This is a genomic window from Sinorhizobium mexicanum (assembly GCF_013488225.1).
GTDB lineage: Bacteria > Pseudomonadota > Alphaproteobacteria > Rhizobiales > Rhizobiaceae > Sinorhizobium > Sinorhizobium mexicanum.
Genome location: NZ_CP041238.1, coordinates 1752186 through 1767148, shown reverse-complemented (window position 1 = coordinate 1767148; position 14963 = coordinate 1752186). Strand labels below are relative to the sequence as shown.

Below are 14963 nucleotides of genomic sequence, written 5' to 3'. Positions count from 1 at the left end.
GCTAGGCTCCCAGTTTGGCTTTAGAGGTTAGGTCGGCCCGGTTGGCTCCGGGGTCTTCTTCAATGTTTGGAACTGGCTCCCTCGCGCTCGCTCATGCGGTTGACGACAAAAGCGGAAGGGATGCAGATGATCGCGTAGAGGACGCCAGCAAGCGTAAGCGCCTCTAGGAACCGGAAATTGTCGGATGCCACCGAATAAGCCCGGCTCATTAGCTCCGGGACGGCGATGGTGTAGGCGAGTGCCGTGGCCTGGAAGTAGCTGATGACGTAGCCGAGGACCGGCGGCGTCACGATGCGCACCGTCTGCGGCAGGATCACCCTAAAGAATGCTGTCGGTCTGCTGAGACCCAGGGCGGACGCGGCTTCACGCTGTCCCATTGGAACCGCGAGGAAGCCTGCTCTGAATACGTCGGCCAGAAAGCCGCCCATGCTGATACCGAGCGCCATGCAGGCCGACGGAATCGCGTCGAGGATGACTTCGAACTGCGGTAGCCCGAAATAGACGATGTAGAGCATCACGAGAGCGGGAATGCCACGGCAGATTTCCACGGCCACGAGTGCGGCACCGTGAATTGGGCGGCTCGTATTTACCAAGCCTAGCGCAAGGAGCATTCCCAACGGTATGCCGATCGCCACGACACCAACGATAACCTGGAGGCTGACAAGCAAACCCGGCAGCGTCTTTCCAAGAAAATAAAAGAACAGTTCCATCATGCCATCCCGAAACGGCGGGCCACCCAGGGGCTCGTTACGCGACCCAGCAGGCCGATAGGCACGCTGATCATCATGTAGACGCAGCCTGCCGCGATGAAGACGTTGAAGGGATCGGGCGCTGACCTGCTAAGGCTGAGCGCCTTCTCGGTGATGTCGCTCACACCGATGACGGAGACGACGGCCGAGTTCTTCAGAAGGGCGATGAAGTACGTGATCGCCATCGGAAGCACGATCACGAATATCTGTGGCGCTATTACCTTGCGGAACGCCTCTAAACTTGAGAGCCCTAGCGCTTTGGCTGCTTCTATCTGGCCCGCGGGCATCCCCAGCCAGCCCGATCGGTAGAATTCCGCGATATACGCGGAACAGATCATCGTCAGCCCGACAACAGCCGCCGAAAAGCTCGAGAACCTCAGCCCGAGCTGAGGGAGGCCGTAAAATATGAGGAACAGCCAGGTAATAGGCGGTACGCCGCGAATGAGCGCGATGTATCCCGCAGCCGTCGATCTTGCGATCTTGTTATCGGACAGTCTCGCCACCGCGACTGGAACCGCGAGGAGGCCGCCAGCCGTGAAGCAGATGACGGCAACGAGGAATGTCATCGAAATGCCTTGGGCAATGATGGGGATGTAATCCGTGATCCCCGTCATCGGTCGAACACCATGCTTAGAAACTGCTGGGTGCGTTCGTGGATCGGTGCTCGAAGAACCTGTCGCGGCTCTCCGATTTCGACGGCCTTCCCGTCGGCCATGAACATGATGCGGTCGGCGACGTTCTCGGCGAAACGCATCTCGTGCGTCACGATGATCATGGTCATCCCGGAGTCGGCTAGTTCCCGCATGACGGCCAGCACTTCGTGACCGAGTTCGGGATCGAGCGCAGACGTGGGTTCGTCCATCAGCATCATGTCGGGATCAAGCGCCAGCGCGCGGGCGATCGCGATACGCTGCTGCTGTCCCCCGGAGCAGTGCGCGGGTTTCGTACCGGCCTTGGCCTCCAGACCGACGCGCTTGAGAAGCTCCATGCTTCTCGCGCGCGCGTCGCTTTTGGATCTTCCGAGTGCGGATATCTGTGCGAGGTCAACGTTTTCGACAGCCGTTAGATGCGGAAAAAGATTGAACGACTGAAAGCACATGCCGATCTTCCGGCGGAGCTTGAGCAGGTCCGTGTTGGAAGGCTTCCTTCCTCCGTCGACGACGACTTGGCCGTCGATAATCAGAGTGCCAGACGCGGGAGGCTGGAGGTAGTTGAAGCACCGAAGGAAGGTGCTCTTGCCGGAGCCGCTAGGACCGATGATGGCGACGACCTCGCCCTTGTGAACTGACAGGTCCACCTGCTTGACGACTTCCAGCGGTCCGAAAGACACGCTGATCTGTCTCGCATCGGCCAGGACTCGCCCCTCGACCGCGCTTCTCTGTTGTCTGTCCAGTTTCCTCAAAGGAGTAACCACTCCATTCCGGTTTTCCATGCGATCCCCTTTTTCTTTTCTGGGTACGACGTGTCGGCCTGAGTAGACCGTTGCGGTTCACCCTCCCGCCAATGTTTCGAGTTCGTCCGCGTGGCCCCAGGCCGAGCCGGAAGCCCCGCTACTGGCTCCATGCGCGCCGCCAATGGCGAATTGTTGTGCGGCCCAGCCCGCCTGGCGTTCCAAATGGGCGGAGAGCCTCAGCACCTCGGCATCCGTCCCGAAACGACCAATGAGCTGGACGCCGATGGGGAGGCCGTCCCTGTTTCGATAAAGCGGGAGGTTGGCAGCCGGCTGGCCGGACGCGTTGAGTAGCGCCAGGAACATTGTGTATCGGGCGGCCTTGCGTCTGAAGGTACGAAAATCCCCTTCCATCGACAGCTCGCCAAGGGGCAACGGGGGCGACGTCAGCGTCGGCGAGATTACGAAGTCGTAGTTTGCGAGGTACGCGTCGAGGATACGGCCCACACGATGGAACGTGTTGATCGCGGCGACGTACCTTGTGGCCGGCATTTCGGTCCCGAGGAGACAGGCATCCAGGATGGCTGGCTCCAGAAGGTCTTGCCAACCATCCTTCGGTGAGGTGGTCAGGAAGTCCTTCACCGACATCGCCGCGTTGGCGCAAAGGACGTCGATCAGCGCTTCAATGAAGGCCGAATAGTCGAGCTCCGGCAGCGGAGCTTCCACAACCTCGTGGCCGAGAGTAATCAACTCGCGTTCAGCTGTGTCCAAAGCGGCGAGGCAATCTGGAGCAATGACGACGCCGTTCCAGCCGCTCGTCCACTTCGCTATCTTCAGGGGACGGTCGAAGCGTCGGTCGATCTCGTCGAGATATGAGCCGGGTCTCGAAGGAGCTGCGTAGGGTGCGCCGGGTTCCGCCCCCGCTATGCCATCGAGCGCGGCTGCGCTGTCCCGGACCGTTCTGGTAAGAACCCCATGAACCGCGAGCCCTCCCCAGCCCTCGCCTTTCACCGGACCGTGCGGCACGAGGCCACGGGACGTCTTGAGGCCGTAGACACCGCAACAGGCTGCCGGGATGCGGATCGATCCGCCGCCATCGCTACCGTGCGCGATCGGGACGACTCCGGTGGCGACGGCAACGGCGGCCCCGCCGCTCGAACCGCCAGCGGATCGTGATGGTACCCAAGGATTGCGGGTCGGCCCTCCGTTCTGCAATGCCTCAGTCGTCGGAGCCATGCACATCTCGGGGACTGTCGTCCGTCCGAAGCTGATAAACCCGTCTCGCGCGAAACGCTCGGCCAAGGTCGAGTTCGAAGTTGAGAGGCTGTTGGCGAAAAGCCGCGAGCCAATACTTCCCCTATGGCGATCGGCGGCGAGTCCGGAATCTTTGAACACGAATGGAAGAGCGCCGAACCTTCCCCTGAGGGGCGCGTTGGATGCCTCTTCCAGCGCCTGCTCATACCGCGGAAAGCAGAACGCGTTGAACCGGGGGTTGACCGCGTCGGCGGCGTTGATGGCGCAATCCATCAGTTCGCGTGGCGAGACCTCACGGAGGTACAGCAGCTTGGCAAGATCGAGGCCATCTCTCGTCGAGTATTCGCTGGCGAATGAGGGCATTGCGAAATTCCGTCCTATCGCTTCTCGTCGTGTGCATGACCGTACCGCGCGACAGGATCGACCTGCCGCGCGCCCGGTTTCCGCTAGACCGGGCGGCTCATGCCGCCGATGTGCATGGTCTTGAGTTCGAGGTACTCGTCCATCCCCTGGCTTGCGCCTTCGCGCCCGATCCCGGACTCCTTCATTCCCCCGAACGGAGCGACCTCCGACGAGACGCTTCCGCTGTTCAGGCCAATCATTCCGAATTCGAGGCGCTCGCCGACATAGAGCGCGCGGTGCATGCTCTCCGAGAAGGCGTACGCCGCCAGGCCGAAGGGCGTGTCGTTGGCAAACGCGATTGCCTCGTCGATCTCTTTGAAGCGGAACAAGGGGGCGACGGGACCAAACGTTTCCTCCCGCGCGACCAGCATCGACGGCGTCGCTCCGACGAGGATAGTCGGTCCGCAGAACTGGTCCCGGCCTGCCGAGACGCCCCCGAGCAGCGTTCCGGCACCCTCCGACAGCGCGTCCTCGATATGGCGGTTGACCTTCTGTACAGCAGCGGCGTTGATCAGGGGCCCGATTGCGACACCGTCGTCGAGACCGTTGCCTACCTTCATGGCGGAGACGGCTTCGGCCAGTGTGTCGGCAAATCGGTCGTAGATCCCGTCCTGAACGAGGATACGGTTGGCGCAGACGCAGGTTTGCCCTGCGTTGCGGAACTTGCTCGCGATCACTCCGGCGACCGCGAGATCGATGTCCGCGTCGTCGAGGATCAGAAACGGGGCATTGCCACCGAGTTCGAAGCTCACTCTCTTCACGGTATCCGAGCTCTGCCTCATCAGAAGCTTGCCGACCCGCGTCGAGCCGGTGAACGAGACCTTCCGGACAGCCGGATTTCCGGTAAGCACACGGCCGATCCCTTCCGGCGGTCCCGTGAGAACGCTGATGATGCCGTCGGGAACGCCGGCGCGCTGTGCCAGCAACGCGAGCGCCAGCGCGGAATAGGGTGTGAATTCGGAAGGCTTAACGATGACCGGGCATCCGGCCGCGATCGCCGGCGCGCATTTGCGAGTGATCATCGCCACCGGGAAGTTCCACGGTGTTATCGCGGCTGAGACCCCAACGGGCTGCTTGACCGCGATGATGCGTCTGTCCCTCTCGTTGGCAGGGATCACTTGCCCGTATGTCCGGCGGGCTTCCTCAGAGAACCACTTGATGAAACCGGAGCCGTAGCTGATCTCCGTCCGGGATTCCGTGATAGGTTTGCCCTGCTCAATCGTGATGATGGTGGCGAGGTCTTCGGCGTTCTCGACGACCAGGTCGAACCACTTCTCCATGACCCGGGCGCGAACAAGGGCAGTTTCACTGGCCCAAGCGCGGAACGCAGCGTCGGCGGATTTCACGGCACGGTCCGCCTCGACTGCACCCATCGAGGGGACCGTGCCAATCTCTAGCCCGGTCGCCGGATCGTAAACGGCGATCGTGGAACCGTCGTCGGCATCGACCCAACTTCCGGCGAGACAGCCCTTTTCGATGAAGAGCGAAGGATCGCGAAGCCTCTGACGCAGGGAAGTCATGGCTACGCTTGCGGGTTTGATGTTGGTGTTCATGCCGCCGCCGTCCGGATTTCGTTGACTAGGAGAAGTTCGTCGAGCACCTCGCGGAAACGGCTGACGATGATGTCGATATCGTCTTCGCTGCAGCAGAGCGGCGGGGCGAAGCCTGCGATATCGTCGGAGAACGCGCGGAAGATCACGCGCTTTTCGTAGGAGAGGCGCGCGAGATGATGGCTGATGTTCAGCCCAGCATCCGGCTTGGTTTTGCATTCCTTGTCGGTCACAAGCTCGACCGCAGCGAGAAGACCCCGCACCCGGACGTCACCCACTAACGGGTGATCGTAGAGAGACTGCAGGCCCCCTGCGAAGCGGGGCGCGATCTTCTGCCCGTTCTCAAGCAGCCCACCTTCGGTATAAAGCCGGATCGCCTCAAGTCCGGCGGCCGCGCTGGCTGGATGCCCGGAATATGTGAAACCGTGGCCAATGGCGCGCGCTTCGGGACTGCTATCGGCGATGGCCGCGTAGAGCGCATCGCTCATCATGAGAGCGCCCATCGGCTGATAGGCAGAAGTCAAGCCCTTCGCAATCGTCATCATGTCGGGGACAACGCCGTCGTATTCGCTACCGAACATCGGGCCTGTCCGACCGAAGCCCGTGATCACCTCGTCTGCGACGAAAAGGATGTCGAGCTCACGCGCTGCCTCGCGCATCGCCTTGAACCACCCGTCGGGAGGAACAAGTACACCGCCCGAACCCTGGACAGGCTCCGCGAAGATAGCAGCGACATTGTCCGCTCCGATCTCCGCGACCTTATCCTTCAGCGCCTGTACGGACGCGGCTATGATTGCCTGCGGGTCTTGGCCAACAGGGTTCCGGTAGGGATAGGGCGAAGCGATGTGATGCTGCCAAGGAGCGGGAGAGTCGAAGTCGTCGTGGAAGTTCTTGAGGGCGGTGAGACCGGATCCGAGACTCGATGATCCGTGGAAGCCCCGCTGGAGCGCGATCATGTGCTTTTTGGCCGGCCGCCCGGTGACGTTGTAATAATAGCGGATCATCCGGATGGCAGAGTCGATCGCATCGGATCCGCCGAGCGTGAAGAAGACGCGATTAAGGTCGCCGGGCGCAAGTTCGGCTAGGCGCGCGGCAAGTCTAACTGCATTCTCGTTACCGTAGTGAAAGTAGTTCGTGGCATAAGCCATCTCTTCCAGCTGACGCTTCACAGCGTCAACAATCGTCTGCTGGCCGTACCCGGCGTTGACGCACCACAGGCCAGAGAACCCGTCGATCAGCGTGTTCCCGTCGGCGTCCGTGACGTATGCACCCTTCCCGGATTTTAGAATCGTGACACCGCGCTTTTCGTGCGCCCGCCAGGGCACCACAGGGTGGATCAGATGACGCTTATCGAGCGCTGCGAGATCATTGAACATCGTGGGCCTATCGTTAGAACTGTACTACAGTTGTAATGCTAGAATGACAACTGGTAGAATGTCAACACTCTTGGACGCTCACGTGGACAGGTCGTTGTGCGGGACCGGCCCGCCACAAACTTGCCACGCTCAAATTATTCTGCAAGGTATAAATTGAATTCCGATAAGTTTGCTGAATGCAATGGGAGGACGCTTCAATGTCGGTCTACGAGCTCGGCGACCAAGCCCCGAATTTCGAGGATAGCCACACGGGATGGGTGGCAGCCAACGCCATCCTCGTCGGCGACATCTCGCTCGGGAGGGACGTGACCGTGTGGTTTGGGGCCGTGGTCCGCGCAGACGTAGAAAAGGTAACGATCGGAAGTGGTACGAATATCCAGGACCAGGCGGTGATGCACGCAGATCCGGGCTTCCCGGTGGTGATCGGCCGAGGCTGCACCATCGGACACCGGGCGCTAGTTCACGGATGTGTAATCGGGGAAAACACCCTGGTCGGCATGGGAGCCATCATTCTCAACGGCGCTCGCATTGGTGCGAACTCCATTGTCGGAGCTGGCGCGCTGGTTACCGAAGGAAAGACGTTTCCGGACAACGCCTTGATCCTCGGCAGCCCTGCCCGGATGGGCCGGCCTCTTACCGACGAGGAGGTCCAGCGGAATCGTTCCGCTGCCAAGCACTACGTCGCAAACGGCGAGCGCTATAAGAACTCGTTTTCGGAACGGACGACGACGAGATAGGTCCTCATTCGCCGTCTTCCATCAGGCCGCGTGGCAGGCAGCGGGGTCAGGCCCACGTTCCGGGACGCCCGCAGAAGATACAAGTGTGACTAGCCCGGATCTTCCAAGGCGGGAGCATAGCGCACGTTCACCCGCGTTTTCACAAGGCGAACGTGCCCAGTCTCGGTTAGGTACCGATGCCAAAAATCAGCCTCTGTCGCCATTCCGGTGCAGTCGATAATGAATTGCTTCATCCAAACAGCGCTTTCAAAAGGCGGGCTCAATCGGATCGAGAATGTCTGCTGTGTCGTTCTTCGGCGAGCCGACCTTTCTGCCGATTCTCCACATCATCATCAGTTCGGCCGGGAACGGCTTCATCAGGTCAAATGGGTCCGGCTCGATCGACAGCCAGCGTTCGTAGTCCTCCCGATACAGGATGACCGGCATTCGGTCGTGGATTGCAGCCATCATCTCGTTCGGCGTGCAGGTGACCACGCAGAAGGTGCGGATATCTTCGTCGGTCTCCGGGTTTCGCCAGGTTTCCCAGATGCCGGCACGTCCGCACATCAGCTTTCCTCCATCGCGGACAAAGGTATCGGGGCTACTGCTGGCGTCAACGTCCCTTCCACTCTGGCCGGTGCTCGAAACAGAACCAGCGCGGCTCGTCCTTGCCGGCAGCGAAGCCCAAGCCGCCCCATTTCGTGCAGTCAGAGTGATCGCAGTAGTGTTCGTAAAGAGCCTTGTCCTTGTGCCTGTCTGCACCTTGTTCGTCGCTCAAGAGAAGATCTCCTTTGGTCGCATCCCCAATTCTGGGGGATTCGGACATCGACACGTGTTCTTGCAATGTTCCTACACAATCTCATCCCCGTTGTCGAAACAATAAGCATTCAGCCTTGGATGGCAGCGCAAGGCGCGCTGTGGGTACGGCAATCGCGACAGGATGAGGTCTTTTCGCCAGTGCACGTGGAGCTACGACCTCGATATGCTGACGTTAGTGGCAACGCGGGGGCGCGACTTTCCACTTGAGCGGCGACCAGCATTAAGTGGCGGTAGGGTGAAGACATATATGAAAATCGCCATCCCATAATGGAATTTCATCTCCATACGGGATCAGGAAAATGTGGGTTCTCGTAACGAGATGATCATCGCCTGGACGCAACATGACCGAGAACCGGTGACGTCCCTTCATTACGGTCTCACCGGGAATCCGTAGGCAATCGCCTCGGAACTCCTTGCAGCACGCCAGCCCCGCTGCGCCTGCACCGATGACGATTGTCTCCCCTGTGGCCACTCAGAGTTCCTCTGTTAAGCCTTGCGTTGAGGACAACCCGACTTAGCCGGAAGCGGCCTTGGTGCGCTCTGTATCGCACGACTTCACGTGGATAAAATTCGGCTGCTTGGCCGCTGCGTCATTGTGAACGCAGGCTGGCAGCCCTGCCCTCCGTGCGCCCTCGACGAACAGTTCGGCCTCGGGTTCGGGATAGCCTCCGATGTTACTCAGATATTGTTCTGCATTCCAATCCGGTCCCAGCTCTTTGACTTGCGAGGCCGCCTTGGAGGCCTCGTTCTGCTTGCCGAGGTAAGCCAGCGCCATGGCTTCGAAGGCTCTATCCAGTGCAAAGGGCGATGGGACCAACCTCGCGTGTTTGGCGGATTTCTCGAACTGCCTTCCGAAGAAATAAACATTCGCAAGCCCCTGCGTGTACCAATCTGGATGTAGGGGATTAAGCAGAACAGCGCGGTCAGCAAGTCCTACCGCTTTCTCCGATTCGCCCAAGGCCGGCAGATACCAGGCTATAAGAATTAGGATGTCTGCATTGTTTGGGGCTAGTTGCTCGGCCTTGGTAAACTCGGCCAGGGCCAATTCGGGTTCCCCGCTAAATGAGTGCGACGCTCCCATGGCTAAGTGCGTCTCGCCGTCACTTGGGTCGAGTGTCACGGCCCGTTGCGCAGCATCGCGCTGCTTCGGCAGGAGCTCCTCGGGTGGCGCGATGCCTAAGTCGAGCATGTAACTGTAGACATAGGTAAGTGCTACGTAGGCTCTCGCCATATTGGGATCAAGTTCGAGGGCCTTCTTGAACAATCTCTCGGCCTCTGCAAGGCTGTCCCTCGTGACCTGATGCTTTGCCTGCACTCCGAGCAGGTAGGTCTCGTAAGCGTTTAGATTGCCGGGTGGTTTTCTCCTGATGATCTCAAGCTCGGCCCCGGCCAGTTGGCCAGAGTAGCCGGCTAGCCTCGTGGCTATGCTGCCGGTCACCTCGGTCTGCACCTTGAAGATGTCCTCTGCGTGTCTGTCGAACCGCTGTGACCAGATGTGGCCACCCGTGATGGCGTCAATCAACTGAGAGGTAATCCGCAGTTCGTCGCCGTCCGCCTGTAGACTGCCTTCCAGAAGGTACCTTACTCCAAGTTCCCTACCGACCTTTTGCGCATCGACATCCATGCCCTTGTAGCGTTCAGTCGACGTGCGAGCGACAACGACGAGATCGCGCGTGTGAGAGAGGTCCGTGATGATATCTTCGGTCAATCCGTCGGCGATGCGGTCCCACTTCGCGTCCCCGCCAAGATTATCGAACGGGAGCACGGCAAGCGAAGGTCTGTCATCGCTGATGAGGCGAGGTTGCTGGAACCTGGCGGGGATGCCGAGGGCGGCAACTCCGGCAATTACAGCCGCCAGCGCCGCGGCCGCGGCGGGCCCGATCCAGCGGTGCCTCGCCAACCAGCCGGTCGGTCTAATGCGAGATTTCGGGAGGCCGTCAAGCTTGACCCGATAGAGCGTGACAGGCTCGCTGATATTCTTGACGTGTTGTGAACCCATCCGCTCGAAGCCGAACGCCAGCTTTCTTTCAACTTCCCGCGCGACCTTTTCCGACACATAGACGGTGCCTGGTTCGGCGACTTGTTCAAGTCGCGTGGCGATATTGACGCCCTCTCCGTAACGGTCGTCCCCTTCGACGATCACCTCGCCGAGATTGATGCCGATGCGGACTTCTATCCTATCCTCAGCGGACACGCCGGCATTGCGTTCGGCCAGTCCCCGCTGCCGGGCAACCGCGCACTCTACAGCATCGACGACACTCGAGAACTCGGCCAAAAGGCCGTCGCCCATGAGCTTGAAAATTCGCCCGTGGTGACGGGCGACCTCGGGTTCGAACAATTCCTTCCGGCTGACGACGAGCCTCTCGTACGTCCCCTGTTCGTCCCGTTCCATGTGCCTTGAGTAGCCGACGACATCGGCGGCCAGGATAGCGGCAAGCTTACGATCCATGGCTTCCCCCTCGGACCGCTATTTAATGCAGTACTAAAGTAGCACAATCGAGGCTTGAGGTCAGCGTCGTTGGTAGCAACGAAAAGAAGTCTTCGAAGGCGCGTCGGGAGCCAGCCAAGCTAAGCGGCCAATTCCGATCCCGTAGCCGTTTAGAACCGCGAGCTACGCTCCGGCGGTAGATGCCGCCAAAACTTCTAAGCCTCATCCGGGTCTGTCCCACATCGAAGGCGTAGGTATCCGGTTCGATGTCTTGATCCTTGCTCAATGGAGTTCTGACTAGGGGTACCGGAAATGGTCGCCAGACGCGACCTTCACGCCGGGATAGGTGCCGACAAGGTCCGGCCCTCGGACCAATAGCTCATTCCGGCAGACCTGCCTTGATGTAGCCATTGATGAAATGCTGGCGGTCCGCATCATCGCGGAACGGCTGCGTCCTTCCCCACTGCCGAGCCGAAAAATTCGGAAATTCCGAGAGGAATCCCCTCCCTACCTCGTGGGCTTCCGCGGTACGCCCGAGTTGCGCGAGAGCCGCGGCGAGATTGCGTTTTGAGCCAGGTCCACCCGCTTGTGGATGGCGCAGCGTTTCGGCAGCGTCCTGGTACCGACAAGCGGCATATTGGGCCCAGCCGAGGAACGAGTAGTGGTCGCCCGGCGGATAGGGATTAAGGCGAAAACTATTCTCGGCGCACTCGACCGCCTCAGTCGCACGCCCCTCAAACACCCGGAGGTCGGCAAGGTGGGCCCAACCCGCAGAGTGATTGGGATTGAGCCGAAGCCCCTGCTCGAACTCGGCCACTCCCGCTTCGAACTCGCCCTCATAGGCGCGCAGATAGCCCAGCACTATGTGCGCGTCGGCGTTTTCCGGATCGATCTCTACGGCTGTCTCGGCTGCAGCACGTGCGGCAGCGCGATGTTTGTCTGTAGGCTGGCCGTAATAGAGCGCATCGAAATGGTGACTCATCGCGAGCCAGGCATGCGCGCCGGCAAAGCCCGGATCGATCTCAATGGCCTTAGCCAGGAGCGGTCGGGCCGCCCTCGTCTCCCGGAGCGATTGCGTTGCGAGCGCTCGTCCCCGAACGAAAAGGTCGTAGGCCTCGAGATCGGTCACCCTGCGCTTCGGAAGAGGTTTCGTCGACGGCAGGGCGTGGGCAAGGGCATTGATCACTTTGCCGACGACCTCGTCCTGCAATGCGAAGATGTCCGCGACATCTCGGTCCAGGCGTTCGGCCCAAAGACAGCTGGCACTGGACGCGTCGATGAGCTGAGCGTTGATCCTCACCCGCGCCGCCGCCCTCCGCACGCTTCCCTCGATGAGGTAGCGGACACCCAGTTCCCTGGCGATCATGCGCAAATCCATCAGCCGATCCCTGTAGGCGAAACTCGAATGACGGGCGATCACCAGGAGGCCTTCGACCTTGGAAAGATCGGTGATCAGGTCTTCCGCGAGGCCGTCTGCGAAGTACCCCTGCTCCGCGTCGCTGGTCAGGGTGGCGAACGGCAGCACGGCGATCGATGCCACCTGCGGCAGCGTCGGCACGCCCGCCGGGCCGTTGTCCTCCCGTTGGGATGAGACGGAGTCTCCCGTTTCCCAGGCCAGCCGGAAAGTCCGGACGGGACGGGCAATGTTCTTCAGAACACACTCGCCCTGATCGACGAAGTGGATCGGGAGCTTCCGATCGACGTGTTCGTGAACGCTGTGGCTTATGAGCACCCCGCCGGGTTCGGCTATGGCCTCCAAACGCGCGGCGATATTGACCCCGTCTCCGAAAATGTCCTCGCGGTCAGCCAGCACGTCCCCGAGGTTGACGCCCATGCGGAAGGCCAGCCGGCGATCTTCGGCAAGACCCTCGTTCCGCTCGGCCGTCACTCGCTGGAGGTCGACGGCGCAGCGGACCGCCTCGATTGGACTCGCGAATTCCGCCAGGAAGCCGTCCCCGGCGGTCTTGAAGATGCGCCCCCTGTGTGTTTCGACCGCTGGGCGGACCACATCGCGCAATAGTCCCTGCAGCCGCGCGTGGGTGTCCTCCTCGTCACGCTCCATCAAGCGGCTGTAGCCCGCGACGTCAGCCGCAAGGATAACTGCCAGCTTCCTTTGCGGTCCGGCAGATACACTGGTTGGTTCGTCGTCCTCCCGCATTTTGCGAGGGTACGCCGCACCAGTTCCGCCTTCAACAGGGATCACGATTTCGGTTTGCGATTGCATTGGGCCAGAGTGGCTAGGATCGAAACTGCTTCGACTATCAGGAAGTACATCAAGGCGCGCCTATTCCAGGTTTTGGAGTTGCCGATGACAGTCTTGCCGGATTTAAGCCCTCATGGATGGCATGACGGCCGCTTACCGCGCCGGGACGAAGCTGCGTGCGCCGACATGTTCACGACGAACGCTCAACTTTACTCGCCATGCGCCTCCAGCGCTCGGCTCGGTAACGATCGAGGTGCTTCATCGTGATTGGACCCATGGCGGCGTGCCCGACAAGGAATTGAAAGTCCTCCAGGTGGGAGGTTCGGACGAAACTGCATGGACCCTTAGTAGCTACTCCGAGCCGCCTGTGACGATTGCTGTTTGCCCGGTGAGGTCCGAACGAAGTGCGATTTGCGCGGCCGTCACGGCGGGGCCAAATGAAGTGTGAAGCGGCGTCTGGACCATTTTGCCTCCGCGCGTCTATCGGCTCGGGAACCGGGCGCACCCAGTTGATAGCTGATAGGTGCGGACCTGACGAGGGGCCTCGATTATTGGCGGGGAAGGAAGTCAAGTCGTCAAGTAGGCCCGACAGAGAAGCGTGACGCAGACAAAGGATCACACTGGAGTTCAGTTGGATTCGATCTGGACGACTGAACGTGATCTGTCACCGCCAGCGTCGATTTTTTTAGGGAAGCTTGGAAAACTTGATCTTTGTGTAGTCGTTCATCCCGCTCCGGGCGGCCACCCAGACGCTCGCCGCATCAGTAGCACCCGACGCGAGCTCAATGGAAGTTCCTTGATTTCACCTTCAATGTGTCGATGTGCAAGTCCGGGACATAGATATCCCTCGCCTGCACGGCTGGCTTGGGATTGTCGCGCGGATCGGGGCCGCCTCCGTGCTTTACCTGGTCGCCACGTCCATGCGGCATCGGGAACGCGCCGTCGCGTTCACCCAAGCTCGCCAGGTCACCGGAGAAATCAAAGAGCCGCTGGGCGACAAGGTGGACGACCTCGCCTTCGCGCTGAATCTTGCCGTGAATGCCCATCATCGATGCCGTCATCAGTACCCGCCTCTGGCGTTCAAACAGAGAGGGCCAGACTACCGCGTTGACGATCCCGGTCTCATCTTCAAGGGTCAGAAACATGACGCCTTTGGCCGACCCGGGGCGTTGACGAACGAGGACCAACCCAGCCGTCCAAAGCCATCGTCCGTCACGCTCTCCCATGGCCTCGGCGCAGGTGACGATCCGCTTCGCCTTGAGGTCCTGACGGAGGAACGACATCGGATGTGCCCGGAGGGTCAGCCCGGTATGCGAATAGTCTTCGACAACCTCCCTGCCCTCCGCCATGGATTTGAGCACGACCGCGGGTTCCTGCATTTCGGAGACCGGGCGAGCCTCCCGCTCGGCCGCCGCCGCCCATAGTTCCAAGGGTTCATCGCGCAACGCTTTGATGTCCCAGAGCGCCTGACGCCGTTCCAGCTTCAACGACGGCAGGAAAGCATCGGCCTCGGCGAGCTTCACCAGGGAAGCCGTCGGGACACCGGAGCGTCGCCACATGTCGTCCGCGCTTTCAAACGGTTGATCCGCGCGCGCCAGCACAATCCGTGCGGCGTCATTCTGCGGCAGTCCCTTGACGACGCGCATGCCAAGCCTGACGGCGAAACGGCCGGTGTTTCCGACTTTCTCCATCGTGCAATCCCACCGCGAGGCGTTGACGCAGACAGGCCTTACTTCGACGCCGTAATTACGGGCATCGGTTACGATCTGAGCAACCGAGTAGAATCCCATGGGCTGGCTATTGAGCAGTGCCGTACAGAAGACGTCAGGGTGATGACATTTAACCCAGGAACTTGCGTAGGCAATGAGCGCGAACGAGGCGGCATGGCTTTCGGGAAAACCGTAGCTCCCGAAACCCTCTAACTGCGCGAACGTCCTCTCCGCGAATTCCCTCGTGTAACCATTGGCGACCATCCCGTGGACGAGCTTGTCCTTGAACTCGCTGACGCCGCCGGTGAATTTGAAGGTCGCCATGGCGCGTCTGAGCTGGTCGGCCTCGCCGGCAGAAAAACCTGCG

Annotated in this window: 11 protein-coding genes and 1 pseudogene; 1 reads left to right on the top strand and 11 read right to left on the bottom strand. The window is 60.5% G+C overall.

Features of this window, described 5'->3' with window-relative positions; translation table 11 throughout:
- Window positions 1-59: 59 nt before the first annotated feature.
- The 6 genes from FKV68_RS08375 to FKV68_RS08350 form a co-directional block, all read right to left on the bottom strand.
- A complete protein-coding gene (locus tag FKV68_RS08375) occupies window positions 60-710 on the bottom strand; it encodes an amino acid ABC transporter permease (RefSeq protein WP_180941035.1) in 651 nt (216 codons plus the stop codon).
- Window positions 710-1363 carry an amino acid ABC transporter permease gene (locus FKV68_RS08370; protein ID WP_180941034.1) on the bottom strand — a complete coding sequence of 218 codons (654 nt, stop codon included), beginning with the start codon at window positions 1361-1363 and terminating at the stop codon, window positions 710-712. Before FKV68_RS08370 ends, FKV68_RS08375 begins: the two co-directional genes overlap by 1 nt.
- Window positions 1360-2181, bottom strand: coding sequence for an amino acid ABC transporter ATP-binding protein (locus tag FKV68_RS08365; RefSeq protein WP_180941033.1), 822 nt, complete (start codon window positions 2179-2181; stop codon window positions 1360-1362). Before FKV68_RS08365 ends, FKV68_RS08370 begins: the two co-directional genes overlap by 4 nt.
- A 57-nt stretch (window positions 2182-2238) precedes the next feature.
- Window positions 2239-3756 carry an amidase gene (locus tag FKV68_RS08360; RefSeq protein ID WP_180941032.1) on the bottom strand — a complete coding sequence of 506 codons (1518 nt, stop codon included), beginning with the start codon at window positions 3754-3756 and terminating at the stop codon, window positions 2239-2241.
- An 83-nt stretch (window positions 3757-3839) separates the two neighbouring features.
- Window positions 3840-5348 (bottom strand): NAD-dependent succinate-semialdehyde dehydrogenase, encoded by a 1509-nt coding sequence (locus tag FKV68_RS08355; RefSeq protein ID WP_180941031.1) that lies wholly within the window; start codon window positions 5346-5348, stop codon window positions 3840-3842.
- Window positions 5345-6721, bottom strand: coding sequence for an aminotransferase class III-fold pyridoxal phosphate-dependent enzyme (locus FKV68_RS08350; protein WP_180941030.1), 1377 nt, complete (start codon window positions 6719-6721; stop codon window positions 5345-5347). Before FKV68_RS08350 ends, FKV68_RS08355 begins: the two co-directional genes overlap by 4 nt.
- A gap of 197 nt (window positions 6722-6918) precedes the next feature.
- On the opposite strand from FKV68_RS08350, the gene FKV68_RS08345 reads away from it, so the two are divergent.
- On the top strand, window positions 6919-7458 hold the full coding sequence (locus FKV68_RS08345) for a gamma carbonic anhydrase family protein (RefSeq protein ID WP_180941029.1): 540 nt from the start codon (window positions 6919-6921) through the stop codon (window positions 7456-7458).
- A 246-nt stretch (window positions 7459-7704) separates the two neighbouring features.
- On the opposite strand, the gene FKV68_RS08340 is transcribed toward FKV68_RS08345, so the two are convergent.
- From FKV68_RS08340 to FKV68_RS08320, 5 genes and pseudogenes are all read right to left on the bottom strand, one after another.
- Complete coding sequence (locus FKV68_RS08340; protein WP_342454831.1) at window positions 7705-8115, bottom strand: SOS response-associated peptidase; 411 nt, start codon at window positions 8113-8115, stop codon at window positions 7705-7707.
- A complete protein-coding gene (locus tag FKV68_RS08335; RefSeq protein ID WP_180941027.1) occupies window positions 8051-8215 on the bottom strand; it encodes a hypothetical protein in 165 nt (54 codons plus the stop codon). The genes FKV68_RS08340 and FKV68_RS08335 overlap by 65 nt, the downstream gene beginning before the upstream one ends.
- Before the next feature lie 555 nt (window positions 8216-8770).
- The gene (locus tag FKV68_RS08330; protein ID WP_180941026.1) at window positions 8771-10705 is read right to left on the bottom strand and encodes an adenylate/guanylate cyclase domain-containing protein; all 1935 of its coding nucleotides are present in this window, start codon (window positions 10703-10705) and stop codon (window positions 8771-8773) included.
- Window positions 10706-11063: 358 nt separating this feature from the next.
- Complete coding sequence (locus FKV68_RS08325) at window positions 11064-12842, bottom strand: adenylate/guanylate cyclase domain-containing protein (protein ID WP_180941025.1); 1779 nt, start codon at window positions 12840-12842, stop codon at window positions 11064-11066.
- Window positions 12843-13669: 827 nt separating this feature from the next.
- Window positions 13670-14962: pseudogene (locus tag FKV68_RS08320) on the bottom strand (helix-hairpin-helix domain-containing protein); the annotation flags it as partial.
- Window position 14963: the final 1 nt, after the last annotated feature.